We start from the raw sequence: 26,333 nt of genomic DNA on the forward strand, positions 1-26,333 counted from the left end.
GGTCCGGTCGATGGCCTTGAGGACGGCGCCGGCGGTGACCACGGAGATCCCGTGTTCGGGCCACGCGACCGTGCGGGGGATGCGGAAGGGCCCGCCGGCCGGCGGGCCCTCGGGCAGGTGGTGGTGTGCCGGGTCAGACGGTGCCGCCGGCCTTGCGGTGGTCGACCACCGAATCGGGCCCGGGCGACATGATCGTCTCGTGCCCGTTCTCGGTACGCACGCGGTACGGCGGGGTTCCGTTCGGGCCGAGCACTTCGACGATCTCAACGACATGGCTCTGCTGACCCACGACTCGCCCGTGTACGACAAGCCGGTCGCCCTTGGAAGCCTGCACGGTGGCGTCCTCTCTGCTGGATGGTCACCTGTCGGGTTCCACTGTGGCACGGTCCGGCGGCGCAGAGTGACTACGTGCGTACCGCGCGCCGTGCGGGTTGCGCGACGCTGCCCGGCGTACGTCACGCGTCACCTCATCCGCGCTGCCACTCCTTCGCCGGCGGTTCGTAGGGGCGCCGGGTACACGATGGCGCCCTCGGCGACCACCACGAGGTCCGGCCGGTGCACGATCAGGGTGATCGCGAGGAACCTCACGACGCGGCCCGTTCGGAGGAGCCCGCGTCCGGGTGGGCGAGGCCGAGGTGGTCGCGCAGGGTCGTCCCCTCGTACTCGGTGCGGAACACGCCCCGTTCCTGGAGCAGGGGTACGACCTTGTCGGCGAACGCGTCGAGGCCCGCGGGGGTGATGTGCGGGACGAGGATGAAGCCGTCGGAGGCGTCGGCCTGCACGAAGTCGTTGATGGTGTGCGCGACGGTGGCCGGGGCGCCGACGAAGGTCTGCCGGTTGCCGGTGTTGATGACCAGGTCGCGGATGGACCACTTGTTGGCCTCGGCGAGCTGACGCCACTCGCGGGCGACGGCGATCGGGTCCCGGTACATCCGCACCTGGGCGCGGCCCCGGGAGATGTGGTCTTCGCTCACCACGGGGTCGACGTCGGGCAGCGGCCCCTCCGGGTCGTACGCCGACAGGTCCCGGTTCCAGACGAACTCCAGGTGTTTGATGGCGGTGGCGCCGCTGACCTGCTGCCGGCGCACCTCGCGGGCGAGTTCGGCGGCCTCCTGGTCGGTGTCGCCGAGGACGAAGGTCGCGGCGGGCAGGATCAGCAGCTGGTCGGGGCGACGGCCGTACCTGGCGAGCCGCGACTTGACGTCCGTGTAGAACGCCTGGCCCTCCTTCAAGGTCGCGTACCGGCTGAAGATGGCGTCGGCGTCGGCGGCCGCGAACTCACGGCCCTCCTCGGAATCGCCCGCCTGGAAGATCACCGGACGGCCCTGCGGGGAACGCGGGACGTTGAACCGGCCGTGGATGTCGAAGTGTTTCCCCGTGTGGACGAACGAGCCCGCCTTGGCATCGCGCAGGAAGGTCCCGGTGGCCTGGTCGGCGAGGATCTCGTCGCCGCGCCAGGAGTCGAAGAGTTCGTTGGCGGTGGCGAGGAACTCCTTGGCGCGGGAGTAGCGCTCCTCCTGCGGCAGGAAGCCGCCGCGGCGGAAGTTCTCGCCGGTGAAGGCGTCCCAGGAGGTGACCACGTTCCACGCGGACCGGCCGCCGGAGAGGTGGTCGAGGCTGGCGAACTGGCGGGCCACCTCGTACGGCTCGTTGAACGTGGAGTTGATGGTGCCGGTCAGGCCCAGCCGGTCGGTGACGGCGGCCAGCGCGGTGAGGACGGTGAAGGTGTCCGGGCGGCCGACGACGTCCAGGTCGTATATCTTGCCGCCCTGTTCACGCAGCCTGAGCCCCTCGGCGAGGAACAGGAAGTCGAACTTGGCGCGTTCGGCGGTCCGCGCGAAGTGCACGAAGGAACTGAACTCGATGTGGCTGCCGGCGGCCGGGTCGCTCCACACGGTGGTGTTGTTGACTCCGGGGAAGTGCGCGGCCAGGTGGATCTGCTTCAGCGGCTTGCTCATGGGGTGCGGTCGTCCTCTCCGGCTGCTCAGGCGATGGCTGCTGCGTAGCGGTTGGCGGGGCGGGCGAGGCCCAGCAGGCCGCGCAGGGTGGAGGCCTCATAGGCGTCCCGGAAGCGTCCCCGGCGCTGGAGTTCGGGCACCAGGTCGCGGCTGACGCGGGGCAGGTCGTGGCCGGCGACGGCGGGCCGCAGCCGGAACCCCGTCAGCCCGCTCTCCGCCCACTCCTCCAGCAGGTCGGCGAGTTGGGTCGCCGTACCGGTGAAGACCGGGGCGTCGCCGGTGTACGGCTCGCCCGCCAGCGCGTCCAGCCGGTCCCGCCGGGCCCCGGCCTCCGCCCGGCTGTCGTCGAGGAAGACCACCAGGTCACCGAAGATGTGCAGGGGTTCGGCGGCACGGCCCGCCGCCTGCTGCTCGGCGCGGATCTCGGTGACGATCGCGCGGGCCTGCTCGGCGTCGTGCGGGGTGACATAGCCGACGTCGGCCTGGCGGGCCACCAGCCGGTACGGGACGGTCCGGTGGGCGAGGGCGGTGACCAGCGGCTGGCCCTGGGGCGGGCGTGGAGTGATGGAGGGTCCCTTGACACTGAAGAAGCGGCCTTCGAAGTCGATGTAGTGCAGCTTGTCCCGGTCGATGAAGCGGCCCGTCGCCGCGTCCCGGATCTCGGCGTCGTCCTCCCAGCTGTCCCAGAGCCGGCGGACCACTTCCACATGGTCGGCGGCCTCGTCGAAGAGGTCGGTGACCACGTCCTGCGCCGCAGGGCTGTCGTAGGCCTCGATCCGGCCGATGGTACGGCGGCCGAAGTGGGCGGCCTCGTCGGACCGGCCGCTGATCCGCACGCGCAGGCCCGCGCGGCCGGCGCTGACGTAGTCGAGGGTGGCGATCGCCTTGGAGATGTGGAACGGCTCGGTGTGTGTGGCCACCACGGTCGGCACCAGGCCTATGTGCCGGGTGAGCGGGGCGACGCGGGAGGCGATGAGGACCGCGTCGAGCCGGCCGCGTACCTGGTCGGTGCGCTCGTCGGGGTGGAGGGGGTGCGAGGACTGCAGGCTCAGGCCGTCCTCGATGGTGACGAAGTCGAGCAGGCCGCGTTCGGCCTCGGCGACCAGATCGGTCCAGTAGCCGGCGGTGAACAGTTCCCGGGGGCGGGCGACCGGCTCGCGCCAGGAGGCGGGGTGCCAGCCGGTGCCGTCCAGGGCGACGGCAAGGTGCAGCCGGGAAGAGGGGGTTGCGGAGGGGGCTGAGGACACGTCGGTGCCTTCCTTGATGTCCGGACGAGAACACCGGCTCGCGAGGGCAGGCGTCGGCGAGGGCGAGCACGGCAGGAGGAGACCCCGGCCCTGCGGCCGGGGGGAATGTCAGTGGCGACAGAGCGCGGCGGACACGCGCTGGAGATCTATGTGCGGCCGGGACGTCAGCCGGACGGAGCGGTAGGGGCACGGGACGGGCAGCGGGAGTGCACGCGGCACGGCCGTCACCTCCGTCCGTCGGGCGGGGCGGGCCTGGTGAGCGACCGCCTCGCGGATCTCGTCGTGAGTCTCAACGCGCGGTCGGCCGCGGTTGTTCCCGCCCTGCGGAACTGTTCGCGTGTTCCCGCGGTGCGGGCCCGCACGATGCGGGAGCGGCGGCACGGGGCGTACCCGATCGACCGGTACGGCCGGATCGCCGGTGCGCTGTCCGTGGCGGCGTGCGGATGCGGGGGCCCGCGCTGCCGGATCCCCCGCGCGACGGCACGCATTTCCTCCGGCTCGAACCGTGCGGTGGTCCCGGGGCCGGCACGCCGGTCGTTCCAGGGCGGCCGGATCCACCGGGTCGGCGAGCGCGGGAAGGCGTGGTTGCCGTCCTGGGAGCCGGCGGCACGGCCCAGCCGTTCGGTACGGTGCGGGTGCGGGCCGTCGAGGGCGGCCACACCGCGTTGTCGAGGAGCGTGTCGTCGGGCGGGGCCAGTGCGGCCCGTCGGTCGGGAATTCGACGGCCGGTACCTCGGCGAGGGAGACGGCGGCGCCTGGGGGTTCGCGCATGGCGGACTCCGGCTTGAGTCGGACTCCCCGGGCGGCGGGCGAGCGGGTGCGGGCCGCGACGGCACCCCGGCGCGAGGCGGCGCACGGCGGCGCGCGGGAACCGGGGGCTGGGCGGGCGACGGCACACCCTGGGGCGGTGTGGCTCAGGAACGCGGGGCTGGAAAGGGCGCGGACCGGGAAGGGCGCGCGCTGGAACGGGCGTCAGCCCCGGCAGCGGGCACGGCCCGGCGCGGTACACAGTGCGCTGTTGACGCGCAGCCAGGACGGCCGCGAGCCGCCCTCAGGGCCGCGTACGGTCGTACGCCGGGCTCCTCGCCGCCGACAGGCCGTCCGCCCACCGGACGTCACCCTGACGTGCTCACCTGCGGGAAGCGTCCTCTGTATCCGCGGCACGACCTGCCCAGTCCAGGATCTGGACAGCGGCTCCGGCGGCCTCCAGGCCCTGGCAACGGCCGTGGTGGCGGCGGGAGATGCCGTCGAGGTCTAGGTGGCGGCCGAAGGCCGGGTGGGCGGCCAGGCGGCCCGCGTAGGCCCACAGGGCACGGTGGCCGGCGATGCGGTGCACGGCGGAGGCGTCCAGATGGCAGCGGTGGACGGTGTCCAACTGGACCAGGGCCACCCACAGTTCGACGTCGGCGGCGGTGATCCGGCCGTCGACGAGGTACTCCTCGCCGGCCAGCCGGCTCTCCAGCCGGCCCAGGGTGTCGAGGAGCACGTCGAGGGCGGCGGCCCGCTCGGCCGGTCCGGCCCCGGCCCGCCCGGCACGCTGCGCGGCCTCCTCGATCCCTTCGGCACACATCCGCTCGACGGCCTCTATCACCGACTCCAGGTCGCACGGGTACAGGGAGACGCGCCCCTCGTGCGGGAAACGGTCGAGGTCGCGCAGGATGCCGGGGGCGTGGGTGCTGACGATACGGCCGGACCAGTCGTCGCTGAGCACGGGCGCGAGGGCCGGTCCGGTGTAGTGGTGGGCGCTCGCCTCGTACAGCGGGCGCAGCGCGGAGTGGCCGCCGCCGGGACAGTCCGGGACGGCGGGCAGGAAGGTGACCGGACAGCCGGTGTCCAGGCCGAGGAGGCCGTGTCCGACGGCGAGGCGCAGCCCGGCGGGGCAGGCGGTGGACAGATGGAGCCGGTAGCGGTGCGGCACGGCGTAGTGGCCGCTGCGCGCGTCCCGGCCGAGCCGGCCCCGGAAGGCAGGAGCGGCGCGGTGGACGGACGGGACGGCGGTGAGCGGAGTGATGGACATGCGTCTCCCTGGATGGTGGACATGCGAAGGTGCGCGCCGCCGGGCGGCGCCGGCCGGTGGGCGCGAGGGGCCCCGGCTCAGTACGGGAGGCTGATCGCGCTGCAGACGCGCTGCAGGTCGATGTGACGGCGGGAGGTGAGCAGGGGGGCGCGCGACGGCGTACGGCCCGTTCGGCCGGTACCCGTTCCGAGGCGCCTCATGGTTCCCTACCAGTTCACTAGGATTCCCTGACTGGAGTGTCGATCCGCCTCAAGGCGACGTCAAGGGGGCGTCCACCGCCGAAAGGGCCGGCACCCCTCCTCAGAAACAGCGACATGTGACATAGTACTGCCGTGCCGAAACGACTGACCTGCGACGTCGTAGTCGTAGGAGCCGGAATGGTGGGCGCGGCCTGCGCCCTGTACGCCGCCCGCGCCGGCCTCGACGTGCGTGTGGTGGACCGTGGCCCGGTGGCCGGCGGCACCACCGGCGCCGGCGAGGGCAACCTGCTCGTCTCCGACAAGGAACCGGGCCCCGAACTCGACCTGGCCCTGCTGTCGGCCCGGCTGTGGGCCCGGCTGGGCGACGAACTGGGTACGGCGGTCGAGTACGAACCCAAGGGCGGCCTCGTCGTCGCCTCCACCCCGCAGACCCTCGCCGCGCTGCACGCGTTCGCCGACGGCCAGCGGGCCGCCGGAGTCGTGGCCCACCGGGTCCCGGCGGACCAACTCGCCACGGTGGAACCCCACTTGGCCCCTGGCCTGGCGGGCGGGGTGCACTATCCGCAGGACGCCCAGGTCATGCCCGCTCTCGCCGCCGCCCATCTGCTCCGCGCCTCCGGCGCCCGCCCGCACACGGGCTGGACCGTGACCGGGGTGCTGCGCACGGCCGACGGCGCGGTGGCCGGTGTGCGCACCGACCGGGGCGACCTGCACGCACCGGCGGTGGTGAACGCGGCCGGCACCTGGGGCGGTGACGTCGCGGCGCTCGCCGGTGTCCGGTTGCCGGTGCTCCCGCGGCGCGGCTTCGTCCTGGTCACCGAGCCGCTGCCGCGGATGGTCCGGCACAAGGTGTACGCCGCGGACTACGTGGCGGACGTCGCGAGCGACTCGGCCGCTCTGCGCACCTCCCCGGTGGTAGAGGGCACGGCAGCCGGACCAGTGCTGATCGGGGCCAGCCGGGAGCGGGTCGGTTTCGACCGCTCGCTGTCGCTTCCGGCGGTGCGGGCGCTCGCGGCCGGGGCGATCGGGCTGTTCCCGTTCCTGGACCGGGTGCGCGCGCTGCGGACGTACGCGGGCTTCCGGCCGTACCTGCCGGACCACCTGCCGGCGATCGGCCCCGACCCCCGCGCGCCCGGCCTCTTCCACGCGTGCGGACACGAGGGCGCCGGGATCGGACTGGCCACCGCCACCGGGCAGTTGATCGCGCAGACCCTCACCGGCAGGACACCGGAACTGGATCTCACACCGTTCCGCCCGGAGCGGTTCGAGGGATACGACACCGATGGAGGCGACACCCCGTGAACCCCCTGGAGCTGGCCCGGGCCCGGCCGGGCGAGGCCTTCACCCTCACCTTCGACGGCCGCCCCCTCGCCGCCCTGCCCGGGCAGACGGTCGCGGCGGCGCTGTGGGCGGCGGGCGTGACGGCCTGGCGCGGCACCCGCGGGACCGGCCGGCCCCGCGGGGTCTTCTGCGGGATCGGGGTGTGCTTCGACTGCCTGGTGACCGTCAACGGCCGGGCGAACCAGCGGGCCTGCCTGGTGCCGGTGCACCCGGGCGATGTGATCCGCACACAGGAGGGGACGGGACGGGACCATGACTGAGCGAGCGCATCTCGCCGTCGTCGGGGCGGGTCCGGCGGGGCTCGCCGGGGCGCTGGCGGCGGCGGCACGGGGCGTACGGGTCACGCTCGTCGACGCGGCCGAGCAGGCGGGCGGCCAGTTCTACCGGCAGCCCGCCCGGGCCCTCGGCGCCCGCCGCCCCGAGGCCCTGCACCACCAGTGGCGCACCTGGGAGCGGCTGCGGGACGGCATCGGCCGGCACACGGCCGCCGGCCGCCTCACGCACCTGACGGATCATCACGTCTGGTGCGTCCAGCGGGAGCCGGGGGGCTCCTTCACGGTGCACGCGTTGCGCGGCCCCGCGCAGGAGGAGGGCGTCACCGTCCGCGCCGATGCCGTACTGCTCGCCACCGGTGGCTACGAGCGGGTCCTTCCCTTCCCCGGCTGGACACTTCCCGGTGTCCTCACGGCGGGCGGCGCGCAGGCCGTGCTCAAGGGCGGCCTGGTGCTGCCCGGCCGCACGGCCGTGGTCGCCGGCACCGGACCGCTGCTGCTGCCGGTGGCCACGGGCCTCGCCGCGGCGGGAGCGCGCGTGGCCGCGCTGGTCGAGTCCGCCGACCCGAGGGCCGTACTGCGCCGCACTCCGGCCCTCGCCGCCGAGCCCGGCAAGCTCGCCGAAGGCGCCTGGTACGCCGGGCGGTTGCTGCGGCACCGGGTGCGCGTGCTGCCCCGGCACACCGTGGTGGAGGCCCACGGCACCGACCGGTTGGAGGCGGTCACGGTCGCCGCACTGGAGCGGGACGGGCGCGTCCGGCCGGGCAGCGCGCACCGCGTCCCGTGTGACACCCTCGCCGTCGGCCACGGCATGCTGCCGCACACCGATCTCGCCGAGACCCTCGGCTGCACCCTGACCGGCACGGCGGTACGGGTCGACGACGAGCAGCGCACCGACGTGCCCGGGGTCTGGGCCGCCGGGGAGAGCACCGGTATCGGCGGGGCGGCCCTCGCCCTCGCCGAGGGCCACATCGCCGGCCGTTCGATCGCCGCCCGCCTGTACGGCACCGTCCCCGACCCGCGCTCCTGGGCGGCGGCGGCCCGGGCCAGATCCCGGCAGCGGGCGTTCTTCGCGGCACTGGAGACGGTGTACGCGCCGGCGGCGGGCTGGGCGGACCGGATCACGGACGACACGGTGGTGTGCCGGTGCGAGGAGGTCACCGCCGGCGAGGTCCGTACGGCGGCCGGCCCGCTCGGCGCGGGTGATCTGCGCACCGTGAAGCTGCTCTCGCGCGCCGGGATGGGCTGGTGCCAGGGCCGTGTGTGCGCGCCCGCGGTGGCCGGCCTGACCGGATGCCCGCTCACCGCCGGACGACGGCCGTTCGCCCGCCCGGTGCCGCTCGGCGTCCTGGCCGGGCTGCCGGAGTGCTGATCACCGGGACCGCCTGTGAACCAGCTCCGTCCACGCACCGCACCGCTCAGTACTATGTCACACGTCACCAGATTGGGGATCACGCATGACCCGCTCACCGAACCACCCCTGGCGCGGCGTCCTCGTCGCCACCGCCCTCCCCCTGCGCGAGGACCTCTCGGTCGACTACGACCGCTACGCCGAGCACTGCGCCTGGCTGGTCGCGAACGGCTGCGACGGCGTCGTACCGAACGGCTCGCTGGGCGAGTACCAGGTGCTCACCGGCGAGGAGCGCGCCCGTGTGGTGGAGACGGCCGTGGCGGCGATCGGCGGCGAGCGGGTAATGCCGGGCGTCGCCGCCTACGGCTCGGCCGAGGCCCGGCACTGGGCCGAGCGGGCGGGCGAGGCCGGCTGCGCGTCGGTGATGCTGCTGCCGCCCAACGCCTACCGCGCCGACGAGCGCTCCGTCCTCGCCCACTACGCCGAGGTCGCCCGGGCGGGCCTGCCGGTGGTGGCGTACAACAACCCGATCGACACCAAGGTCGACCTGGTGCCCGAACTCCTCGCCCGGCTGCACGGCGAGGGCCACATCCACGGCGTCAAGGAGTTCTCAGGTGACGTCCGCCGCGCCTACCGCATCGCCGAACTGGCCCCGGAACTGGACCTGTTGATCGGCGCCGACGACGTCCTGCTGGAGCTGGCGGTGGCGGGCGCCCAGGGCTGGGTGGCCGGGTACCCGAACGCACTCCCGCGCGCCTCGGTGGAGCTGTACCGTACCGCGGTGGCCGGGGACCTCGGCGCCGCCCTGCCCCTGTACCGGCAGCTGCACCCGCTGCTGCGCTGGGACTCGAAGGTCGAGTTCGTCCAGGCGATCAAGCTGTCCATGGACGTCGTCGGCCGGTACGGCGGCCCGGTGCGCCCGCCGCGCGCGCCGCTGCCGCCCGAGCAGGAGGCTGCGGTCCGGGCGGCCACCGAGAAGGCCGTCGCCGCGGGCCTCGCATAAGCCGGGAAAGGGAGTCGGACCATGCGCAGCAAACTCGTCCTGCACGCCGTCGACTCGCACACCGAGGGCATGCCGACCCGCGTGATCACCGGGGGGATCGGGACCGTCCCGGGCGCGACGATGAACGAGCGGCGGCTGTACTTCCGTGAACACCGCGACCCCGTCAAGCGGTTGCTGATGAACGAGCCGCGCGGCCACTCCGCGATGAGCGGTGCGATCCTGCAGCCGCCGACCCGCCCCGACTGCGACTGGGGCGTCATCTACATCGAGGTCTCCGGCTGTCTGCCGATGTGCGGGCACGGCACCATCGGGGTCGCCACCGTGCTGGTCGAGACCGGCATGGTGGAGGTCGTGGAACCGGTGACCACCATCCGGCTCGACACCCCGGCGGGGCCGGTGGTCGCCGAGGTGGCGGTGGAGGACGGCGCCGCGCGGAACGTGACCCTGACCAACGTGCCGTCGTTCGCCGTCGCCCTGGACCGCAAGATCACCCTGCCCGACGGGCGCACCGTCACCTACGACCTCGCCTACGGCGGCAACTTCTACGCGATCCTCCCCCTCGACGCCTTCGGGCTGCCCTTCGACCGCGCCCGCAAGGACGACATCCTCGCGGCCGGTCTGACGCTGATGGAGGCGATCAACGCCGAGGCGGAACCGGTGCACCCCGAGGACCCCTCCATCCGCGGCTGCCACCACGTCCATCTCTACGCACCCGGCGCCACCGCACGGCACTCACGCCACGCGATGGCCATCCACCCGGGCTGGTTCGACCGCTCCCCGTGCGGCACGGGCACGAGCGCGCGCATGGCGCAACTGCACGCGCGCGGCGAACTGCCGCTGCACACCGAGTTCGTGAACGAGTCGTTCATCGGCACCCGCTTCACCGGCCGGCTGCTGGGCACGACCCGGGTCGCGGGCCGCCCGGCGGTCCTGCCCAGCTTCACCGGCCGCGCGTGGATCACCGGCACCGCGCAGTACCTCCTCGATCCCACCGACCCCTTCCCCGAGGGCTTCGTCCTGTAGACCGTCCTCTAGACTCGGTCCGGTGATGCGTGACATGGCACAGAACACGCGAGGCACGCAGATGCCCGCGCTCCCCCAGCTGGGCGGCCGGCGCAGCAGTTACCGCGAGCGGGTCGCCGACGCGCTGCGCGCCGCGCTGATCGCGGGCGAGCTGCGGCCGGGCGAGGTCTACTCCGCGCCGTCGCTCGCCACCCGCTTCGGCGTCTCGGCGACGCCGGTGCGGGAGGCGATGCTCGACCTGGCCAAGGAGGGCCTGGTCGACACCGTCCCGAACAAGGGCTTCCGGGTCACCGCGGTCTCGGACCAGCAGCTGGACGAGTACACGCACATCCGTGCCCTCGTCGAGATCCCGACTGTGGTCGAGCTCGCCCGCACCGCCGACCGTGTCTCGCTGGAGGCGCTGCGCCCGGCGGCCCGGGAGATCGTCACCGCGGCGGTGGCGGGCGACCTCATCGCCTATGTCGAGGCCGACACCCGCTTCCACCTCGGCCTGCTGGCCCTGGCCGGCAACGCCCACCTGGTCGAGGTGGTGGCCGACCTGCGCGGTCGCTCCCGCCTCTACGGTCTGACGGCCCTGGTGGAGGCCGGCCGGCTGCTCGCCTCCGCCGAGGAGCACCTGGAACTGCTCGACGCGCTGCTGGAGCGGGACGAGAAGGCCGTTCACGCGATCATGACCCGGCACCTGGGGCATGTGCGCAGCCTGTGGGCGGCCGGGGACTGACGGCGGCCGTCCGGGCGGCACCGCACATCTCACGGCACACAGGCCACCTGACCTCACTTTTTGCATGATCAAACGGGTGTCGCAGGACAAGGAACGGCGATTTTGCACCGGCCCGGGGGGTCCCCGACCATGGCAGGCGTCCCGGCGATCCCGGGACATCTGTTCGATGAGAGGTCCACCCCCCATGCACGTCACCGGAACCGTCCCGCCGTCGGCTCCGGCCCCCTCGGAGAACCGCACGGTTCCCGCAGCGGGCACCCCTGGCGACAGCAGCAAGCACGCGCGTCGCTTCGGCCTGCCGGTCGCGACCGCGCTGGTCATGGGCAACATCATCGGCGGCGGCATCTTCCTGCTCCCCGCCTCCATCGCCCCCTACGGCACGGTCAGCCTGGTCGCCTTCGCCGTCCTGACCGTCGGCGCCATCGCGCTGGCCCTGGTCTTCGGCCGGCTCGCCGCGCGCGACCCCCGCACCGGCGGCCCGTACGTCTACGCCCGCGAGGCCTTCGGTGACTTCGCGGGCTTCCTCGCCGCCTGGGCGTACTGGATCACCACCTGGGTGTCGAACGCGGCGCTCGCCGTCGCCGCCGTCGGCTACCTGGACGTGCTGATCCCGGTGGGCGACCACCGCTGGACCGCGTGCCTGGCCGCCCTGGCCCTGCAGTGGCTGCCCGCCCTCGCCAACTTCGCCGGCACCCGGTACGTGGGGGCCGTCCAGCTCGTCTCGACGGTGCTGAAGTTCGTGCCGCTGCTGCTCGTCGCGGTCGGCGGCCTGTTCTTCTTCGACCCCTCCCGGCTCGGGCCGTTCAACGCCAGCGGTCACAGCGCCGTCGGTGCCGTCTCCGCCTCCGCCGCCCTGCTGCTCTTCTCCTACCTCGGCGTGGAGTCCGCCGCCGTCAGCGCGGGCGAGGTCCGCGACGCCCGTCGCAACGTGGGACGCGCCACCGTCATCGGCACCGCGGGCGCCGCGCTGGTCTATCTGCTGGGCACGCTGTCCGTCTTCGGCACGGTCCCGCACGACCGCCTGATGACCTCTACGGCCCCCTTCTCCGACGCCGTGAACACGATGTTCGGCGGCAGCTGGGGCGGTACGGCGGTGGCGCTGGCGGCACTGGTGTCGATGACCGGATGCCTGAACGGCTGGACGCTGCTGAGCGCCCAGACCCCGTACGCCGCGGCCAAGGACGGCCTGTTCCCGGCCGCCTTCGCCCGCCGCCGGCGGGGCGTGCCGACGGTCGGCGTCGCCGTCACGGTCGTCCTCTCCTCCCTGCTGACCGCGTACAACTACCTGTCGGGTTCGGCGAAGGTCTTCGACGTCCTGGTCCTCGTCACCACGTTCACCGCTACCGTGCCGTACCTGCTGGCGGCGGCCGCGCAGATCTTCCACCTGGTCTCCGGCAGGCCGGTGGACCGCGCGCGCCTGGTGCGGGACTCGGTGGTCACCGCCATCGCGGCGGCCTTCTCCCTCTGGCTGATGGCCGGTGCCGGCTACGCGGCGGTGTACCAGGGCGCGCTGTTCCTGTTCGCGGGCGTCATCGTCCACGCGGTGCTGGCGGCCCGGCAGCGGCGCCGGCCCACGGAAACGGCCGAAGCGGTGCCCACCGTCCGGTAGATCACCGGCGGCGGCAGGTGACACGGCGGCACACCGCCGAGCAGGTCCTCGTGGCTGATCGCGTAGCGCCGTACCATCCGGGGCTCTGCCGGTCGCGCACCCGGTGCGGGTCCGGCGCGGGCGGCATGCCCTCCGTGTACGTGCGTGCTCCTCGTGAGGACGAGGACTCGCTCGTTCCCGTCACATGATCCTTGCCTCGTGACGGCATTGTCCGGAGTCCGTGACACAGGGCGCTGTGGTGGTGCGGCGTGAGCTGAGGCATTGCTACGGTCCCGTCCGGTGCGCGGCCGACACGGCCGCCTGTGAACAGGGGGGACGTCCCGACATGCATGCTCATCGCCTCAGACCCGCCGCCATCGCGCTCGCCGCCGCAGCGCTGGCCGCGGTGCTCACCGGTTGTCAGGGGAACGATTCCGCCGCTGGGGCCGAGGGCTCGCCGAGCGCCGCCGCCACGGCGAGCCAGACGCCCGGCACGTCCGGCGGCAAGGGCGGGGCCACGGGGAGCACCGGAGCGTCGGGGGGCGCGGGTGCCACGGCGACCACGCCGCCGGGTGCGGCCGGTGCCCGAACGCCTGCGGCGAAGCCGGCCTCCAAGACCCCCGGCCCGGTCAAGACCACGGCGCCGGCCACCGGCTGCGCCGACAAGGCGCCGGACCCGGACCATGTCGACCCCGACGAGATCGCCGTGTACCGGGTCGAGGAACTCCCCGCCGGCACCGGGAAGGTGAACCTGGTCGTCCAGCACGGGGCGTGGGGATGCCCCCGCAAGGACTCCGACGGGACGGCGTTCGTCGTCACCGGCGAGGACAGCCGCTGGGCCCTCGACCAGGCCGCGTACGTCACCGTCACCAACCCCGTCGTCGCCAGCAGCAAGAACCAGCACATCGGCGTGCAGGAGCTGATCGACTGGATCAAGGCGCACCCCGACTCCGGCCTGGTGTTCAAGTACGCGACCGGCGACGACGGCGCCATCCACAGCCTGGAGCAGGTCTACACGCCGTAACCACTCCTCCGCCGGGCGGCATGCGGAGGGTCCCCATCCTGCGAAGGATCGTCGACGCACGATCAAGGGCCGGTTTCTCCGAACGCGTCCCCCGCCCCCAGGCCAACAAGACCTACACCCCGGGCGACACCCTCCGACATGCTCGCCACCTGCACCGGGTTCGGCACGGAACACCTCGCCGACACCCTCCTGGCCGGCCCGGACCTCGTCAGCGGCGCCACCGACGACATCGCCATGGTCGTCGTCCGCCTGAACGCAATGACCCGACCGCCCTGACCGGGCCGGTGCTGGAGACTGTGATGGCCGTCTGCCGAACCAACGTTGTTCACCGTGAACCGGTAGGCAAGCGGATCACGGCCACCCTCAGACTTGCCGACGACCCGGGCGGGGACACGGCCGGTCGGCAGATGATCTGATCAAGCGTCAAGTCAGCAAGGGCAGCCGGGGGCCGGTCGCCCCTTCGGGGAGCACAGCCGGCCTAGCCGCATTCCTTCCCGCCTCTCCGCCATATACACACATCGTAATCAGCTACTCACGCCAGTCGCACGCCTATTGGCGACCAGGAAAGCCGGGTGGCCAGTGTGGCGAAGCGGGGGCAGCTATGGCACCCAGCGCCCCAGCTTCTCCGTCAGCCACGCGGCCGAAACCCGTCAGGGCATCGGTACGGCCGCTGTCCCCGGACCGAACAGAACCCGGCCGTAGTCCTCCGCGACGGTGTGGGGGCCGAACCGCGGGTGGCGCATGAGGACCGCCAGGTCGCGCCAGCTGCGCCGCAGCGAGGCGCCCGGGGCGAAGCCGCCCAGGCTGTGCGGGTCCAGCAGCCAGTCCACGGCCTCCCGGCATTCCTGCGCGGCGGACGCCATCTCCGCCCGCATGCGTGCGTGTTCCTGCGCGGGGCGGAACACGGAGTTCGCAGGGGCATGGAGCTGATGGAGCCGGTCGTCGAGGGCATCCGCTACGCGCAGAACGCGGCTTGTCGCCGAGTCGAGGAGCCGGCAGGCGGTGGTGAGGCACGGCCGGGACGGTGGGTGATGGACGGCCGACGTGAGGGCGTCGACGCCCGCCGACACTTTCTCCATCGCGTGCTGGGCGCCGCGTGCGGCTCCGAGCAGCGGGGCGAGCATGACGACGGCGATGCCGAGCAGTGCCGTCGAAGCTGCGGGGAAGCCGGGGGCCCGGTCCGCTTCGGCGGTGGGGAACACCACGTAGGCCGGGGGTATCGCCACGTCCTGGGCCACGAGCGTGTGACTGCCCGTTCCGGCCATGCCGGTGACGGGCCGGTCGCGTTCGACGGAGAGGTCCCTGGTCGAGATCAACGCCGGGCAATACAGGGCGGGTTGGCCCTCCGCGTGCACGGGTACCGCGAGGACCGCCCATGCCGAGTCCTCGCAGCCGGCGACGGCCTGCCACCGCCCCGAGACGCTGAAACCGTAACCGGTCCGCTCGCCCAGGGCCCTCAGCGGTGTGGTGGAACCGCACATGATCGCGTCGGGGTCGGCGAACAGAACCTCGCGAGCGGCCTCGGGGAACACCGACGAGCACACGGTCTTCAAGGCCGCGGACAGTGCGGCGATCCACGCCGTCGACGGACACCCCTGCCCCAGTTCGGTGATCACCCGCACCTGGGTCCGCAGACTGGCTCCGGCCCCACCGGCATCGCGCGGGACGCCCATCGCGAACGGCCCGGCCCGCCGTACCACCGCCAGGGAATCCGCGGCCGGACGCAGATCATGCTCCGTCCGGGCGGCGTTCGCCGCCAACGTCCGTGCCGCGGTGCGGGCCCGCTCCACCAACTCCTCGTCGCAGGCGACCGCGGGAGTTTCTCGCAATTCAGTACTCATGCCAGATCCTTTGCATCCGCATCGCTGAGAGTTAATTGCATGCGAGGCCGCTGCAGAGTTCGGAAGGAGACAGGGACGCCAGGTCAGAATGCGGGCGTACCGGCGACAGCCGCAAGGCGACCGCCGCCGGATTAATTGGCACTGGCGGGGAATAATTCGACAGGGAGGAAAGCGGATATCGACCCTAGCGGAACGTAAACCTAGGTGCGCTTGGTGAACAGGCCCGGCGGGGCCTGTTCGGGGGTTCGGGTCAGCCAGTCGCGGTGCAGCAGCGGCAGGGTGTACTCCATGTCCTGGACGCCCGTGGCCGGCAGGTGGAGCTCGAAGCGTGTGCCGGGCCGGCCGTCAGGGCGGTCCGACACGGTGATGTGGCCCCCGTGGAGGGCGGCTTGCTGGGCGACCAGGGTGAGGCCCAGGCCGGAGCCGGGGCTGTCGGGGCCGCGGTGGAAACGCTGGAAGATCTCCTCGCGGCTTTCGGGAGGGATGCCGCGGCCGTGGTCATCCACCACGAGCACCGCGGTCGCCTCACGCCCACCGAGCGGCGGGCGCAGGGTCACCTCGATGCGGGCGACGCCGTCTTCGGCGCGACCGTGGGTCCAGGCGTTGGTCAGCAGGTTGTCCACCGCCGAGCGCAGACCCTGCTCCCAGCCGTCGACACGCACCCCCGCGGCGGTGCGTACGGACACTTCGGCGTCAGGGCGGGTGCGCCGCAGGTCGCAGACCGACGCCTCCACCAGCTCCCCGAGGTCCAGTGGCGAGAACGCGTCCCCCTCGATCAGGTCGCCCTGTGCAAGCGCCTTCAGCATCACCAGCAGCCCGAGCAGCCGGGTGTGTTCGCGCCCGAGGTCCCCGAGCACCTCCGCCCGGTCCTCGGGGTCGAGGCCGGGGTGGTCGGTGAGGATGTCGAGGTTGGTGCGCATGCTCATCAGCGGGGTGCGCAGCTCGTGGGAGGCGGTCGCGGCGAACGCGCGGGCGGTGGCCAGCGCCTCCCCGGTGCGCGCGACCTGCTCGTCGTAGCGGGCGAGCACGGTCTGCACCGTGTACGCCAGGTCGTCCACCTCGGTGACCCGGGTCGGCGTGTGCTCCAGGCGTACGGTGCTGGTCCTGGGGTCCAGTCCACTGGTACGCCGCTGAAGCCGCCGTAGCGGAAGAACCGCCCGGGCGGCGATGGCCCAGGCGGTGGCACCGGCCAGTGCGGCGGCCACCAGCGCACCGGTCAGTACCCGTTGGCGCACCAGCGCCAGTTCGTCCTCGGCCGTGTCCGGTGACAGCAGCCACAGATTCGGGGTGTTGCTCTCTTTCGCCGCGGCACCGACGCGCAGTGACAGGACGAGCCAGTCCTTGCCGCCGGAGGTCACGGTGACGGGCGTCGGGGCGTCGCGGGGTAGCGTGGGGTTCGGCTCGGGCTGCGGGCCGGCCGAGATCGTGTCCTGCGGCCCCTTCAGCCGGACGCCCACATCCCGGGCGGAGTTGATCAGCCGGCGTCGGCGGACCTGCTTCAGGAGCGGGTGGTCGGTCCCGGCCACGTCCAGATACGCCTTGGCGTTCTGGGCGACGACCGTCGCGCGGGCGCGTAGTTGGTCGTTCTGGTGCGTGCGCAGGTCGCTGCTGACCAGGTGCAGCAGCAGCCAGCCGGAAGCGAGGACCAGCACGGGCACGCTCACGCCGACCGCGAGCGCGATACGGGTGGACAGTTTCACGGCGTGCCCTCGATGTGCGGGGTCTGGCGGTCCGCGCGCAGGACGAAACCGACCCCGCGCACGGTGTGCACCATCCGGGGCCGGCCGCCTGCCTCCAGCTTGCGCCGCAGATAGCTGACGAAGGTGTCGACGGCGTCACTGCGGACCTGGAAGTCGTATCCCCAGACCCAGTCCAGCAGTTGCTCACGGGTGAGCACGATGCCCGCGTTGCGGGCCAGGATCTCCAGCAGCGCGAACTCGCGCCGGGTCAGTTGCAGTGGCCGGTCGTCCAGAACGGCCTGGTGGGCGGCTAGGTCGAGGACGAGGCCGCCGACGCGGAGGGGGGCGGTGGCGGCCGGCGGGCGGCGGCGCAGCAGGGCGTGCAGCCGCAGGACCAACTCCTGGAGTGCGAACGGCTTGACCAGGTAGTCGTCCCCGCCCGCCTGTAGGCCCGCCACCCGGTCGGCCGTCTCGTCCAGCGCGGAGAGCATCAGCACGGGTACGTCGTCGCCGTCGTCGCGCAGGGCCCGGCACACGTCGATGCCGCTGAGATCGGGCATGCTGACGTCCAGGACGACGATGTCGGGGCGGCCGACGCGGGCCTCCGCCAGACCGGTGTGACCGCCGTCCGCGACCGTCACCGTGAATCCGCTCAGCCTCAGCCCCCGTGCCAGTGACCGCCGTATCGCCGCGTCGTCGTCGACCACCAGGACCTGCCCGGCCTTGCCTGCCATGCACACCTCGGTTTCACCGCGTCGAACGAGCTTGCCCGGAGGAGACCGATCAAAGCACGGGCAGTCTCTGCCCGACATTGCAGGTGCGCCTCGTCCGGTACTGCGACGGCGTGCATCCCATGATGCGGCGGAAGCTCCGCGAGAAGTGCTCGGAACCGGAGAATCCGCAGCGCCGTCCTATGCGGGCGATGGTGTCGTCGCCGGTCTCGAGATACTTGCGGGCCAGGTCGATCCGGAGTTCGGTGAGATAGCGGTACGGGGTGAATCCGGTGGTGGCCTTGAAGCAGCGTACGAAGTGGAAACGGCTGAAGGAGACCAGGGACGCCAGGTCGCCGACCGAGACCGGTTGTTCGAGGTTGGCCCGCATATAGGACAGAATCGTCTCCAGCTGCCCTGAGCTCAGCAGACCGGCTGTCCTGCCCGAACCGGACGAGTGCGGCGCGAGCAGGTGGGCGGCGATGAACTGCGCCGCCGACTGCGCGTACAGGTCGTCAGCGCCGACCTCGCTCGCGGCCGCCACCGCCTTCACCATGGCCGCGAGGAGCGGGTCGAACCGCGTCACCGGGTGCGGATCCCACAGATAGGGGACGCGTGACCGCAGGTCCTCCTCGGTGATGAACCGGCGCAGCGTGTCGACCGGGAGGGTGAGGGTGGCGATCGTCACGGGCTCGTCACCGGTCGGTGCCACGACCAGCGTCCGGCTCAGCCCCGGGGGAATGATGCACACGTCGTCGGGAAGTGGGAACGCCTCTTTCCCTGTCCGTGTACCATGACCTTCGCGAATTTCCAGAAGCCCACTCAGATGGGCATTCAGTTTGATTCCTGAAGACGACGGCAGATGGAACGTGTGGACGCCCTTCTTGAACGTTTGCTTCCACACGTGCAGGGAGTTCCATGCTGTGTTCCCCACCCCGCTGGTTACCTCCAACGCCCGGTTTCCTCTCGTCCGGTTCCATGGCTCTCGATGCAGGTGCCGTGTAGAGAGTGCAGCGGAATCAGAGGCTGCCGCAAGGCGACTGGTCCGGATTAATTGGCCTGAGCACGGAATAATTCGGCGGGAGGCAATCTGATATTGACCGGGGCGGATTCCTGCTGCCACGCTCCCAGCATGATTCGCACTCGTCAATTGCTGACACTTACAGCCGGCTTGGCGGCGATGGTGTTCGCCGCTCAGAGCGGAATGAGCGCGGCGACAGCCCACGCCACCGCCCCCACCGTGAAGCCGGCCGCGGCCACGGCAGCGGCCAAACCGAACATCGTCTTCGTACTCACCGACGACATGTCCACAAACCTGCTCCCGTACATGCCCGAGGTGCAGAAGCTCCAGTCACAGGGCACGTCGTTCAGCGACTTCGTGGTCAGCAACTCGCTCTGCTGCCCGTCCCGTTCGTCCGTCTTCACCGGTGAGTACCCGCACAACACCGGCGTCCTCAGCAACACGGCAGGGTCCAACGGCGGCTTCAAGGCCTTCCACGACAACGGCCTGGAGAAGGACACCTTCGCCGCCGCCCTGAAGGCCAAGGGCTACCGCACCGCGATGATGGGCAAGTACCTCAACGGTTACGACCCCCAGTCCACGGTCGACGGCCAGCAGCCGTACGTGCCGCAGGGGTGGAGCCAGTGGGACGTCGTCGGCAACGGCTACCCGGAGTACAACTACAAGCTCGCCCACAACCACAAGATGGAACCCCACGGCGACAAGAACAAGGACTATCTGACCGACGTCCTCAGCCAGAAGGGCCAGTCCTTCATCAAGAAGTCCGCGGCGGCGAACAAGCCGTTCATGCTAGAGCTCGCCCTCTTCACACCGCACGGTCCGTCCACGCCGGCCCGCCGGGACAAGAAGGACTTCCCCGGCCTGAAGGCGCCGCAGGGCCCCGCCTTCGACAAGCTCCCGACCAACGCGCCGCCGTGGCTGGCCCGGCAGAAGCCGTTGACCCAGAGCGAGAAGACCGCGATCGACAAGAAGTTCCGCAAGCGCGCACAGTCGCTCCAGGCGGTCGACAAGATGCTCGGCAAGCTGCGCCAGAGCCTGACCAGCGCCCACGTCGCCGACAACACCTACGTCGTCTTCAGCTCCGACAACGGCTTCCACCTCGGTGAGTACCGGCTCAAGGCGGGCAAGCAGACGGCCTTCGACACCGACGTCCGCGTGCCGCTGGTGATCGCAGGACCCGGTGTCGCGGCCGGACGGACGAGCCACGCCCAGGTGTCGAACATCGACTTCGCGCCCACCTTCGAGAAGATCGGCGGCGCCGCGGTGTCGTCCAAGGTGGACGGGCACAGCATGCTCCCCCTCCTGGACGGCGGCTCGGACGCGGGCTGGCGCACGGCCAACCTGATCGAGCACCGCCACGCCAAGCCGGCTCATGACGACCCGGACAACCACGGTACCGAGAGCGTCAGCCCGCCGAACTACCACGCCATGCGCACCAACTCCTACACCTACGTCGAGTACGACAGCGGCGCGAAGGAGTACTACGACCTGAGCACCGACCCCGACGAGCTGCACAACATAGCCGGACAACTGAGCCAGGCCCGCCTGGCGAAGCTGCACGACGCGCTGACCGGGCTGAAGAACTGCCACGGCGACGGCTGCTGGAGCGCCGGACACCCGTAGCAGGGCTCCCACGCAGTGCCCTGCCCGCCCGCCGCGGCCAGGGCACTGCGTGGGCGGGCGTCCGCGCGCGCCCGTTTCCCCACGCGTGTTCCGTCACACACAGCACTGGAGAGAGGAATTTCCGCATGTTCTCGTCCGACGCCCACCCCCCCACCCGCCGCAGAGCGCTCGCCTCGATGGCGGGTGCTCTAGCCGGATCCGCGATCGTCTCCGCCGCCCCGCGCGCCTTCGCCGACTCCGACGGCGCCGACCCGGCCGCCGAGGCCGCGCGAGAGGGGCTGCCGCTCACGGTCGTCAACAGCAGCGGCACGTTCGCCAACGGCAAGGTTCACCTGTACGTCGTGGGCAGCAAGGGAGACCGGCAGGTACGGCTCACCCGGCGGGGCACCCTGGCCCCCGTCAAGCTCTCCGACAACCACGCGGGCGGCTTCGCCGACTACTCCATCCCGCTGACCGCCCACGGCGCGACCAAGCTGCGACTGCCGCAGATGTCCGGACGCATCTACGTGGCCCTCGGCCACAAGCTGAAGTTCAAGGCCGTCAGGGGCGCCGACGGCAAGATCGGTCTTCAGCAGCCGGCCGGGTGGGTGGAGTCCGACCCCAACTTCTCCGTGCTGCACGACTTCGTGGAGTTCACCCACGACGCGTCCGGCATGCACTGCAACACCACCATGGTGGACATGTTCGGCGTTCCGATGATGATCGGGCTGAACGGAGCGAAGAACCACAACACCGGCCGGCTGCCCACCGGCGGCCGAGCGAAGGTCTTCAACGCCCTGAGGAACCACCCGGACTTCAAGCACCTCGTCATAGCCGACCGGCGCGTCATCGCCCCGAGCCACGGCCTCGACGCCGGCCGGTTCCCCCAGCACTACTACGACGACTACATCGACAAGGTCTGGCACACCTACCAGAACAAGGACCTCGTCGTCAGGACGAACGCGGGCACATTCACCGGCCGGATCAGGAACCAGCAGCTCACCTTCAGCGGCCCCGCGCAGGTCTCCTTCGCCAAGCCCTCCACCCGTGACGTGCTCTTCTGCGACGGGGCGCTCGCCGCCCCCAACGACGGGATCACCGGCCCCGTCGCCGCCGCCCTGGGCGCCGCGTTCAACCGCTCGACGCTGCTGAGCCACAGCAAGCAGCCCACCACCCGCGCGGCCACCTTCTACGACACCGCCGTCACCAACCACTACGCCAAGGCCATCCACGCCGCGACCAGCAACGGCAAGGCCTACGGCTTCGCCTTCGACGACGTCGCGGACTGGGCCTCCTACATCGAGGACCCCAGCCCCCAGCACATGCACCTGACGCTGACCCCGTTCTGAGACACCCGCTCTCGCGTGCAGCAAGTGACCACCGAGGGAGTACCAGGTGAAGAGATTGCGTGAGTTGCTTCTCGCGGCCGTGCTGTGTCTCATGCCGGCCGTCGCGTCCGCCGGAGCCGCGCATGCCGCCGTGGCCGACGATTCCCGCACCGTGCCCGCCGCTACCACCGTCGCCGCACCCGAGGCGAGTGCGGCCGCCGGCGCCCACCCGGTGACGTTCGTCAACCGGTCCGGAAAGAAGCTGTGGATCGGCAGCACCGTCAACAAGGACGAGTCCGACGGAGATTCGAAGAACCTGAAGTCGCTGCCCGTGCTCGAGCCCGGGCAGTCGGCGACCGTGACCATCCCGGAGGACAAGGCCCCCCACCACTGGCGCGGCAAGTTCTTCGCCCGCCAGGGATGTTCGGGCAAGTCGGGAAGCACGTTCCACTGCGCCATCGGCGACTGCGGAGTATTCGCCCAGCGCTGCGAGACGGGCGAACAGCCGGTCAGCCTCGCCGAGTTCAACTTCGACAAGAAGGACACGAAGGCGCCCTGGTACGACGTCAGCTACGTCAACGCCTTCTCACTCCCCATCACCATCGCGCCCAAGGGAGCCGAGAAGGTCACCAAGAACGGCTCGTGCTCGCAGCAGGGCTGCCGGAAGAACCTGCTGCGTTACTGCCCGAAGGCCGACCGGCAGCACAACTCCGCCGGGAAGACCGTGCTGTGCCTGAACCCGAGCCGGGATGCCACCTCCGCCTACAGCGATGCCATCAAGAAGCACTGCCCCAAGGCCTACGCCTGGTCCAAGCAGGACCAGGAGACCGGCAACAGGACGATGCGGCAGTGCGCCAAGTGCAAGGGCTTCGTCGTGACGTTCTGGTGATCCCATGACCCCATGACCCCCTGCTCCACGAGTCGGCCGCCCCGCGCATACTCCCGCGGGGCGGTCGGCTCATATGCGGTTCGGACGCGTCGGCTCAGGCACGTCGGTTCAGAGACATGGGTTCAGAACTTCGCGCCGAAGTCCTGCGTCCAGTACGGGCCACCTGCCGAGCCGGACGCCTTCACGCAGCCGACGCCCATGTGCTTGAGCGAGCAGTTGAGGATGTTCGCCCGGTGGCCCGGCGACTTCATCCACGCCTTGACCACGCCGGCGGCGGTGGCCTGACCGGCCGCCACGTTCTCCGCTAGTGAGCTCCAGCCGGTGTAGCCGGCTGCCTCGACCCGGTCCACCATGGTGCTGCCGTTGGAGCCAGTGCGCCCGACGTAGTGTCTTGCGCCATGTCCGCCGTGTGGCGCTGCGCGGCCGCGTGCAGGGCGGGCCTGAATTGGAGTGCCGAGCAACCGGCCTTCTTGCGTTCGGCGTTGGTCGGCTTGACCACTGCCTTCTGCATCGCGGCGGCACTGGGGGCCGCGGACGTGGAGACGGGCGCGGCGGAGGCGGGCGCGGTCAGCAGCGCGGCGGACGCGACCGCGCCCACAAGTGCCGTCGCCAGGTACCGGTGAACAGACAAGAGTTCTCCCCAATCAAGGCAGGAATCGAGAGCGCTAACTCAAGCAATCCGGCGACGTTCTGGTACAGCGCACCCAAATTGCTTCAAGACCGGCCGCTATTGCTCTCCGTCACCAGCGCAGGATCTTGTCCTCGGCGCGCACCGCGTTGTACGCGAACTCCCAGAAGTCCAGGTGTCCGATGGCCAGGTTCACATGCACATCGTTGACCAGTGTGGGCGACAGTCGGAACTTGCAGCCGAGTTCCTCGTCGCCCTCTTCCAGTTCCTCGGGTCTGGTGGAGACCGCGAGGAGGCTGTGGTCGCCGGTCATCGTGGCGGCGTCGGCCAGGAACACCACTTCGAGTCCCGGGTCGGCGGCCACGGCGGAGAGGGCCATTTCGTCCGGGCTCGCTCCCGCATAGGCACGGTCGTCCACCAGATGGTGGCGGACTTCGAACTCGCCGTCGGACTGATCGAGGAGCGCCACGACCGCTCGCCACGCCTCGTCGTCCGAGTAGTCCGTGCGTATGACCAGGGCTTCGGTCTCGAAGTCGTGTCCTGCACGGTTGATGACCGGTCGCATGAATCCCCTCCAGAAGAACGCCGGCGCCCGATCGCGAGATGGCGACAGCTACTCCGGATCATATGCTCGTCTGTTCCGCACGCGGTTGTCGCGCTCGAACTCCCCGAGCAACAACTGCCGTTCCCGAAGCAATTTCTGAGCCCTTTCTCCGGGCGGCGGCAGGTAGCTTCGTATCCGGGTTCCGATGGGCAACCCGCCTTTACTCCAAGGAGTTTCCCGTATGCGAAGGCTACGTGCCGTCCACGCCGTACTCACCGCCGCATTGATAGCGATGTCCGCGGTCAATCTGAGCACCAACACGGCGTCTGCCGCAGAGCAAAGCGGTGGATTCGTCGTCAGCAAGGCTCAGTACAACAAGATGTTCCCGCACCACAAGAAGCTCTACACCTACGAGGGCCTGGTCAAGGCGATGAAGGCATTCCCGGCCTTCGCGCACACCGGCGACGCCAAGACCAAGAAGCGTGAGGCCGCGGCCTTCCTCGCGAACGTCAGCCACGAGACCAGCGGGCTGATCTACATCAACGAGCAGAACAAGGCCAACTGGCCGACCTACTGCCAGCCAGAGCCCTACGGCTGCCCGGCCGGCCAGTCCGCGTACCACGGCCGCGGCCCGCTCCAGATCAGCTGGAACTACAACTACAAGGCGGCCGGCGACGCGGTCCACATCGACCTGCTGAACCACCCGAACCTCGCGGCGACGAACCCCGTCGTGACCTGGAAGCTCGCGCTCTGGTACTGGATGACCCAGTCCGGCCCCGGCACCATGACGCCCCACCACGCGATGGTCAAGAGCGGCGGCTTCGGCGAGACCATCCGCAGCATCAACGGCGCCATCGAGTGCAACGGCGGCAACCCGGCCGAGATGAAGGACCGGGTCGCCACGTACAAGAAGTTCACCAAGATGCTCCACGTCGGCGCCGGCGCGCACCTCAGCTGCTGAGGGAGGCGTCATGCGGAAGGTACGTGTCCTCGCCCTGCCGTTCCTGCTCTCGGCCGTGCTCGTGGCCGGCAGCCAGAGCGCCGCGCCCACTGCGTTCGCGGCCGGCGGCCATTCCGTTGCCGCCACCTCCGCGGCGAAGAAGAAGGGCATCAGCGCCTGGAAGTTCGACGGCGTCACCAAGGCGCTCGCCGACTCGAACTCCGGCTGGTTCTACACCTGGTCGTCGGGCAAGGGAGGAATCAAGCCGCCGCGCGGTGTCGAGTTCGTGCCCATGATCCATGACGCGGGCTCGGTGACGAGCAAGGAGCTCGGTCTGGCCAAGAAGCAGGGCAAGAACCTGCTCGGCTTCAACGAGCCCGACAGGTCGGATCAGGCCCACATGACCGTGAAGCAGGCACTCGATCTGTGGCCCCGGCTCCAGTCGACCGGTCTGCGGCTCGGCGCCCCCGCCGTGGCCACCGGCGGCGATGTCGCCGGCGGCTGGCTGGACCGGTTCATGAAGGGCGCCGCCGCCCGCCACTACCAGGTCGACTTCATCCCCTTGCACTGGTACGGCGCGGACTTCGACGCCCAGCGCGCGACGGGGCAGTTGCGCAGCTATCTCGAGGCCGTGCACAAGCGCTACAAGAAGCCGATCTGGCTCACCGAATACGCCCTGATCGACTTCTCGTCCGGCACCCCGCGCTATCCGTCCAAGGCGCAACAGGCCGCATTCGTGAAGAAGTCGACGGCCATGCTCCAGCACCTGGACTACGTCCGGCGCTACGCGTGGTTCACCCTCTCCACCGACCACGGCGACGGCACCGGCCTTTACCACGGTGCGACGGCCAACCGAGTGGGCGTCGCCTATCGCTCCGCGGGCTGAACACAAGATCAATCAGTCGAAATCACGAGAAACGAGGGAAAGAACATGAGCAAGCGGACCCTGCACGCCTCCATCGCGGCCGGTGCGGCCGTACTGACCGCGATGGTCGCCCTGGCTCCGGCGAGTTCCGCCGCGACCGCCTCCGCGCAGGCTCAGAGGCCGACGTGCTGGGCGACGCACTACGGCCCGATACCCGCCGGCAGCACCACCGCCAACGGCGACATCTTCGACAACAGCAAGAACACCGCGGCGACTTCGCTCACGCGCAACCCCCAGCTGCCCTTCGGCACGAGGGTGCGGGTCACCAACGTGGCGAACGGCAAGTCCCTGGTCGTGCGCATCAACGACCGCGGCACGTTCAAGCACACGAAGGCGGAACCCAAGTGCCTGGACCTGACCGACGGCGCCTTCAGGCGGCTCGGCGGGAGCCTCAACCCCGACGCCGGTCACATCGTCGTCCGGCAGAAGGTGCTGAAGTGACCCTCTGAGAGAGACGGGGTGACCGGCGGCCGGAGCGGCT

28 protein-coding genes are annotated in these 26,333 nt (G+C 71.0%); 16 read left to right on the plus strand and 12 right to left on the minus strand.

What is annotated here, in order from left to right; genetic code table 11:
- Nucleotides 1-133: 133 nt before the first annotated feature.
- The 6 genes from ACWC94_RS35365 to ACWC94_RS35390 all read right to left on the minus strand — a co-directional run bounded on the left by ACWC94_RS35365 (nt 134) and on the right by ACWC94_RS35390 (nt 5,422).
- Entirely contained in the window at nt 134-334 is a 201-nt protein-coding gene (locus ACWC94_RS35365; protein ID WP_450801374.1) for a DUF1918 domain-containing protein, read from the minus strand.
- Nucleotides 335-584: 250 nt separating this feature from the next.
- Nucleotides 585-1,958 carry an NtaA/DmoA family FMN-dependent monooxygenase gene (locus ACWC94_RS35370; protein WP_450801375.1) on the minus strand — a complete coding sequence of 458 codons (1,374 nt, stop codon included), beginning with the start codon at nt 1,956-1,958 and terminating at the stop codon, nt 585-587.
- Between the two features lie 26 nt (nt 1,959-1,984).
- Nucleotides 1,985-3,205: an LLM class flavin-dependent oxidoreductase gene (locus ACWC94_RS35375; RefSeq protein ID WP_450801376.1), complete on the minus strand. Its 1,221-nt coding sequence runs from the start codon at nt 3,203-3,205 to the stop codon at nt 1,985-1,987.
- Nucleotides 3,206-3,313: 108 nt separating this feature from the next.
- Nucleotides 3,314-3,976 (minus strand): putative leader peptide, encoded by a 663-nt coding sequence (locus ACWC94_RS35380; protein WP_450801377.1) that lies wholly within the window; start codon nt 3,974-3,976, stop codon nt 3,314-3,316.
- Nucleotides 3,977-4,334: 358 nt separating this feature from the next.
- A complete protein-coding gene (locus tag ACWC94_RS35385) occupies nt 4,335-5,222 on the minus strand; it encodes a glutathione S-transferase C-terminal domain-containing protein (protein WP_450801378.1) in 888 nt (295 codons plus the stop codon).
- Between the two features lie 77 nt (nt 5,223-5,299).
- Nucleotides 5,300-5,422, minus strand: coding sequence for a putative leader peptide (locus ACWC94_RS35390; protein WP_450801379.1), 123 nt, complete (start codon nt 5,420-5,422; stop codon nt 5,300-5,302).
- Nucleotides 5,423-5,554: 132 nt separating this feature from the next.
- Here ACWC94_RS35390 and ACWC94_RS35395 point away from each other — a divergent pair, with 132 nt between their 5' ends.
- From ACWC94_RS35395 to ACWC94_RS35435, 9 genes are all read left to right on the plus strand, one after another.
- Entirely contained in the window at nt 5,555-6,724 is a 1,170-nt protein-coding gene (locus ACWC94_RS35395) for an NAD(P)/FAD-dependent oxidoreductase (RefSeq protein ID WP_450801380.1), read from the plus strand.
- Nucleotides 6,721-7,023, plus strand: coding sequence for a (2Fe-2S)-binding protein (locus ACWC94_RS35400; protein WP_450801381.1), 303 nt, complete (start codon nt 6,721-6,723; stop codon nt 7,021-7,023). Before ACWC94_RS35395 ends, ACWC94_RS35400 begins: the two co-directional genes overlap by 4 nt.
- Nucleotides 7,016-8,407, plus strand: a complete 1,392-nt coding sequence (locus tag ACWC94_RS35405; RefSeq protein ID WP_450801382.1) for an FAD-dependent oxidoreductase — start codon at nt 7,016-7,018, stop codon at nt 8,405-8,407. The genes ACWC94_RS35400 and ACWC94_RS35405 overlap by 8 nt, the downstream gene beginning before the upstream one ends.
- 85 nt (nt 8,408-8,492) lie before the next feature.
- Nucleotides 8,493-9,389: a dihydrodipicolinate synthase family protein gene (locus ACWC94_RS35410; protein WP_450801383.1), complete on the plus strand. Its 897-nt coding sequence runs from the start codon at nt 8,493-8,495 to the stop codon at nt 9,387-9,389.
- Nucleotides 9,390-9,410: 21 nt separating this feature from the next.
- On the plus strand, nt 9,411-10,412 hold the full coding sequence (locus ACWC94_RS35415; protein ID WP_450801384.1) for a proline racemase family protein: 1,002 nt from the start codon (nt 9,411-9,413) through the stop codon (nt 10,410-10,412).
- 34 nt (nt 10,413-10,446) lie between these two features.
- Entirely contained in the window at nt 10,447-11,133 is a 687-nt protein-coding gene (locus ACWC94_RS35420) for a GntR family transcriptional regulator (RefSeq protein WP_450801385.1), read from the plus strand.
- 184 nt (nt 11,134-11,317) lie between these two features.
- Nucleotides 11,318-12,742 (plus strand): amino acid permease, encoded by a 1,425-nt coding sequence (locus ACWC94_RS35425; protein ID WP_450801386.1) that lies wholly within the window; start codon nt 11,318-11,320, stop codon nt 12,740-12,742.
- A gap of 325 nt (nt 12,743-13,067) precedes the next feature.
- Nucleotides 13,068-13,745 (plus strand): hypothetical protein, encoded by a 678-nt coding sequence (locus ACWC94_RS35430; RefSeq protein WP_450801387.1) that lies wholly within the window; start codon nt 13,068-13,070, stop codon nt 13,743-13,745.
- Between the two features lie 138 nt (nt 13,746-13,883).
- Nucleotides 13,884-14,021, plus strand: a complete 138-nt coding sequence (locus tag ACWC94_RS35435; protein WP_450801388.1) for a hypothetical protein — start codon at nt 13,884-13,886, stop codon at nt 14,019-14,021.
- Between the two features lie 374 nt (nt 14,022-14,395).
- On the opposite strand, the gene ACWC94_RS35440 is transcribed toward ACWC94_RS35435, so the two are convergent.
- The 4 genes from ACWC94_RS35440 to ACWC94_RS35455 all read right to left on the minus strand — a co-directional run bounded on the left by ACWC94_RS35440 (nt 14,396) and on the right by ACWC94_RS35455 (nt 18,687).
- Nucleotides 14,396-15,586, minus strand: coding sequence for an acyl-CoA dehydrogenase family protein (locus tag ACWC94_RS35440; protein WP_450801389.1), 1,191 nt, complete (start codon nt 15,584-15,586; stop codon nt 14,396-14,398).
- Between the two features lie 200 nt (nt 15,587-15,786).
- Complete coding sequence (locus ACWC94_RS35445; protein ID WP_450801390.1) at nt 15,787-17,286, minus strand: sensor histidine kinase; 1,500 nt, start codon at nt 17,284-17,286, stop codon at nt 15,787-15,789.
- Nucleotides 17,283-17,999: a response regulator transcription factor gene (locus ACWC94_RS35450; RefSeq protein WP_450801391.1), complete on the minus strand. Its 717-nt coding sequence runs from the start codon at nt 17,997-17,999 to the stop codon at nt 17,283-17,285. Before ACWC94_RS35450 ends, ACWC94_RS35445 begins: the two co-directional genes overlap by 4 nt.
- A gap of 49 nt (nt 18,000-18,048) precedes the next feature.
- Entirely contained in the window at nt 18,049-18,687 is a 639-nt protein-coding gene (locus ACWC94_RS35455; protein ID WP_450801392.1) for a helix-turn-helix domain-containing protein, read from the minus strand.
- Between the two features lie 492 nt (nt 18,688-19,179).
- On the opposite strand from ACWC94_RS35455, the gene ACWC94_RS35460 reads away from it, so the two are divergent.
- The 3 genes from ACWC94_RS35460 to ACWC94_RS35470 all read left to right on the plus strand — a co-directional run bounded on the left by ACWC94_RS35460 (nt 19,180) and on the right by ACWC94_RS35470 (nt 22,815).
- The gene (locus ACWC94_RS35460) at nt 19,180-20,619 is read left to right on the plus strand and encodes a sulfatase family protein (RefSeq protein ID WP_450801393.1); all 1,440 of its coding nucleotides are present in this window, start codon (nt 19,180-19,182) and stop codon (nt 20,617-20,619) included.
- Nucleotides 20,620-20,744: 125 nt separating this feature from the next.
- On the plus strand, nt 20,745-21,947 hold the full coding sequence (locus tag ACWC94_RS35465) for a beta-1,3-glucanase family protein (protein ID WP_450801394.1): 1,203 nt from the start codon (nt 20,745-20,747) through the stop codon (nt 21,945-21,947).
- A gap of 46 nt (nt 21,948-21,993) precedes the next feature.
- Nucleotides 21,994-22,815: a thaumatin family protein gene (locus tag ACWC94_RS35470; protein ID WP_450801395.1), complete on the plus strand. Its 822-nt coding sequence runs from the start codon at nt 21,994-21,996 to the stop codon at nt 22,813-22,815.
- Nucleotides 22,816-22,937: 122 nt separating this feature from the next.
- On the opposite strand, the gene ACWC94_RS35475 is transcribed toward ACWC94_RS35470, so the two are convergent.
- The gene (locus tag ACWC94_RS35475) at nt 22,938-23,168 is read right to left on the minus strand and encodes a CAP domain-containing protein (protein WP_450801396.1); all 231 of its coding nucleotides are present in this window, start codon (nt 23,166-23,168) and stop codon (nt 22,938-22,940) included.
- Between the two features lie 138 nt (nt 23,169-23,306).
- On the opposite strand from ACWC94_RS35475, the gene ACWC94_RS35480 reads away from it, so the two are divergent.
- The gene (locus tag ACWC94_RS35480; protein ID WP_450801397.1) at nt 23,307-23,438 is read left to right on the plus strand and encodes a hypothetical protein; all 132 of its coding nucleotides are present in this window, start codon (nt 23,307-23,309) and stop codon (nt 23,436-23,438) included.
- 117 nt (nt 23,439-23,555) lie between these two features.
- On the opposite strand, the gene ACWC94_RS35485 is transcribed toward ACWC94_RS35480, so the two are convergent.
- On the minus strand, nt 23,556-24,008 hold the full coding sequence (locus ACWC94_RS35485; protein WP_450801398.1) for a DUF6924 domain-containing protein: 453 nt from the start codon (nt 24,006-24,008) through the stop codon (nt 23,556-23,558).
- Between the two features lie 220 nt (nt 24,009-24,228).
- Here ACWC94_RS35485 and ACWC94_RS35490 point away from each other — a divergent pair, with 220 nt between their 5' ends.
- From ACWC94_RS35490 to ACWC94_RS35500, 3 genes are read left to right on the plus strand one after another with little or no spacing between them, the layout of a single operon-like run.
- Nucleotides 24,229-24,948 carry a chitinase gene (locus ACWC94_RS35490; protein WP_450801399.1) on the plus strand — a complete coding sequence of 240 codons (720 nt, stop codon included), beginning with the start codon at nt 24,229-24,231 and terminating at the stop codon, nt 24,946-24,948.
- Between the two features lie 10 nt (nt 24,949-24,958).
- A complete protein-coding gene (locus tag ACWC94_RS35495) occupies nt 24,959-25,813 on the plus strand; it encodes a glycoside hydrolase family protein (protein WP_142219188.1) in 855 nt (284 codons plus the stop codon).
- 45 nt (nt 25,814-25,858) lie between these two features.
- Nucleotides 25,859-26,293: a septal ring lytic transglycosylase RlpA family protein gene (locus ACWC94_RS35500; protein WP_355154909.1), complete on the plus strand. Its 435-nt coding sequence runs from the start codon at nt 25,859-25,861 to the stop codon at nt 26,291-26,293.
- Nucleotides 26,294-26,333 lie beyond the last annotated feature (40 nt).

The organism is Streptomyces sp. NPDC001135 (genome assembly GCF_053598395.1).

Bases quoted from the DNA above. Each gene is read 5' to 3' on its own strand.
- ACWC94_RS35370 (WP_450801375.1), bottom strand. From the start codon at position 1,958: ATGAGCAAGCCGCTGAAGCAGATCCACCTGGCCGCGCACTTCCCCGGA.
- ACWC94_RS35380 (WP_450801377.1), bottom strand. From the start codon at position 3,976: ATGCGCGAACCCCCAGGCGCCGCCGTCTCCCTCGCCGAGGTACCGGCC.
- ACWC94_RS35385 (WP_450801378.1), bottom strand. From the start codon at position 5,222: ATGTCCATCACTCCGCTCACCGCCGTCCCGTCCGTCCACCGCGCCGCT.
- ACWC94_RS35390 (WP_450801379.1), bottom strand. From the start codon at position 5,422: ATGAGGCGCCTCGGAACGGGTACCGGCCGAACGGGCCGTACGCCGTCG.
- ACWC94_RS35405 (WP_450801382.1), top strand. From the start codon at position 7,016: ATGACTGAGCGAGCGCATCTCGCCGTCGTCGGGGCGGGTCCGGCGGGG.
- ACWC94_RS35410 (WP_450801383.1), top strand. From the start codon at position 8,493: ATGACCCGCTCACCGAACCACCCCTGGCGCGGCGTCCTCGTCGCCACC.
- ACWC94_RS35415 (WP_450801384.1), top strand. From the start codon at position 9,411: ATGCGCAGCAAACTCGTCCTGCACGCCGTCGACTCGCACACCGAGGGC.
- ACWC94_RS35420 (WP_450801385.1), top strand. From the start codon at position 10,447: ATGGCACAGAACACGCGAGGCACGCAGATGCCCGCGCTCCCCCAGCTG.
- ACWC94_RS35425 (WP_450801386.1), top strand. From the start codon at position 11,318: ATGCACGTCACCGGAACCGTCCCGCCGTCGGCTCCGGCCCCCTCGGAG.
- ACWC94_RS35430 (WP_450801387.1), top strand. From the start codon at position 13,068: ATGCATGCTCATCGCCTCAGACCCGCCGCCATCGCGCTCGCCGCCGCA.
- ACWC94_RS35435 (WP_450801388.1), top strand. From the start codon at position 13,884: ATGCTCGCCACCTGCACCGGGTTCGGCACGGAACACCTCGCCGACACC.
- ACWC94_RS35440 (WP_450801389.1), bottom strand. From the start codon at position 15,586: ATGAGTACTGAATTGCGAGAAACTCCCGCGGTCGCCTGCGACGAGGAG.
- ACWC94_RS35450 (WP_450801391.1), bottom strand. From the start codon at position 17,999: ATGGCAGGCAAGGCCGGGCAGGTCCTGGTGGTCGACGACGACGCGGCG.
- ACWC94_RS35460 (WP_450801393.1), top strand. From the start codon at position 19,180: ATGAGCGCGGCGACAGCCCACGCCACCGCCCCCACCGTGAAGCCGGCC.
- ACWC94_RS35465 (WP_450801394.1), top strand. From the start codon at position 20,745: ATGTTCTCGTCCGACGCCCACCCCCCCACCCGCCGCAGAGCGCTCGCC.
- ACWC94_RS35475 (WP_450801396.1), bottom strand. From the start codon at position 23,168: ATGGTGGACCGGGTCGAGGCAGCCGGCTACACCGGCTGGAGCTCACTA.
- ACWC94_RS35485 (WP_450801398.1), bottom strand. From the start codon at position 24,008: ATGCGACCGGTCATCAACCGTGCAGGACACGACTTCGAGACCGAAGCC.
- ACWC94_RS35490 (WP_450801399.1), top strand. From the start codon at position 24,229: ATGCGAAGGCTACGTGCCGTCCACGCCGTACTCACCGCCGCATTGATA.
- ACWC94_RS35495 (WP_142219188.1), top strand. From the start codon at position 24,959: ATGCGGAAGGTACGTGTCCTCGCCCTGCCGTTCCTGCTCTCGGCCGTG.
- ACWC94_RS35500 (WP_355154909.1), top strand. From the start codon at position 25,859: ATGAGCAAGCGGACCCTGCACGCCTCCATCGCGGCCGGTGCGGCCGTA.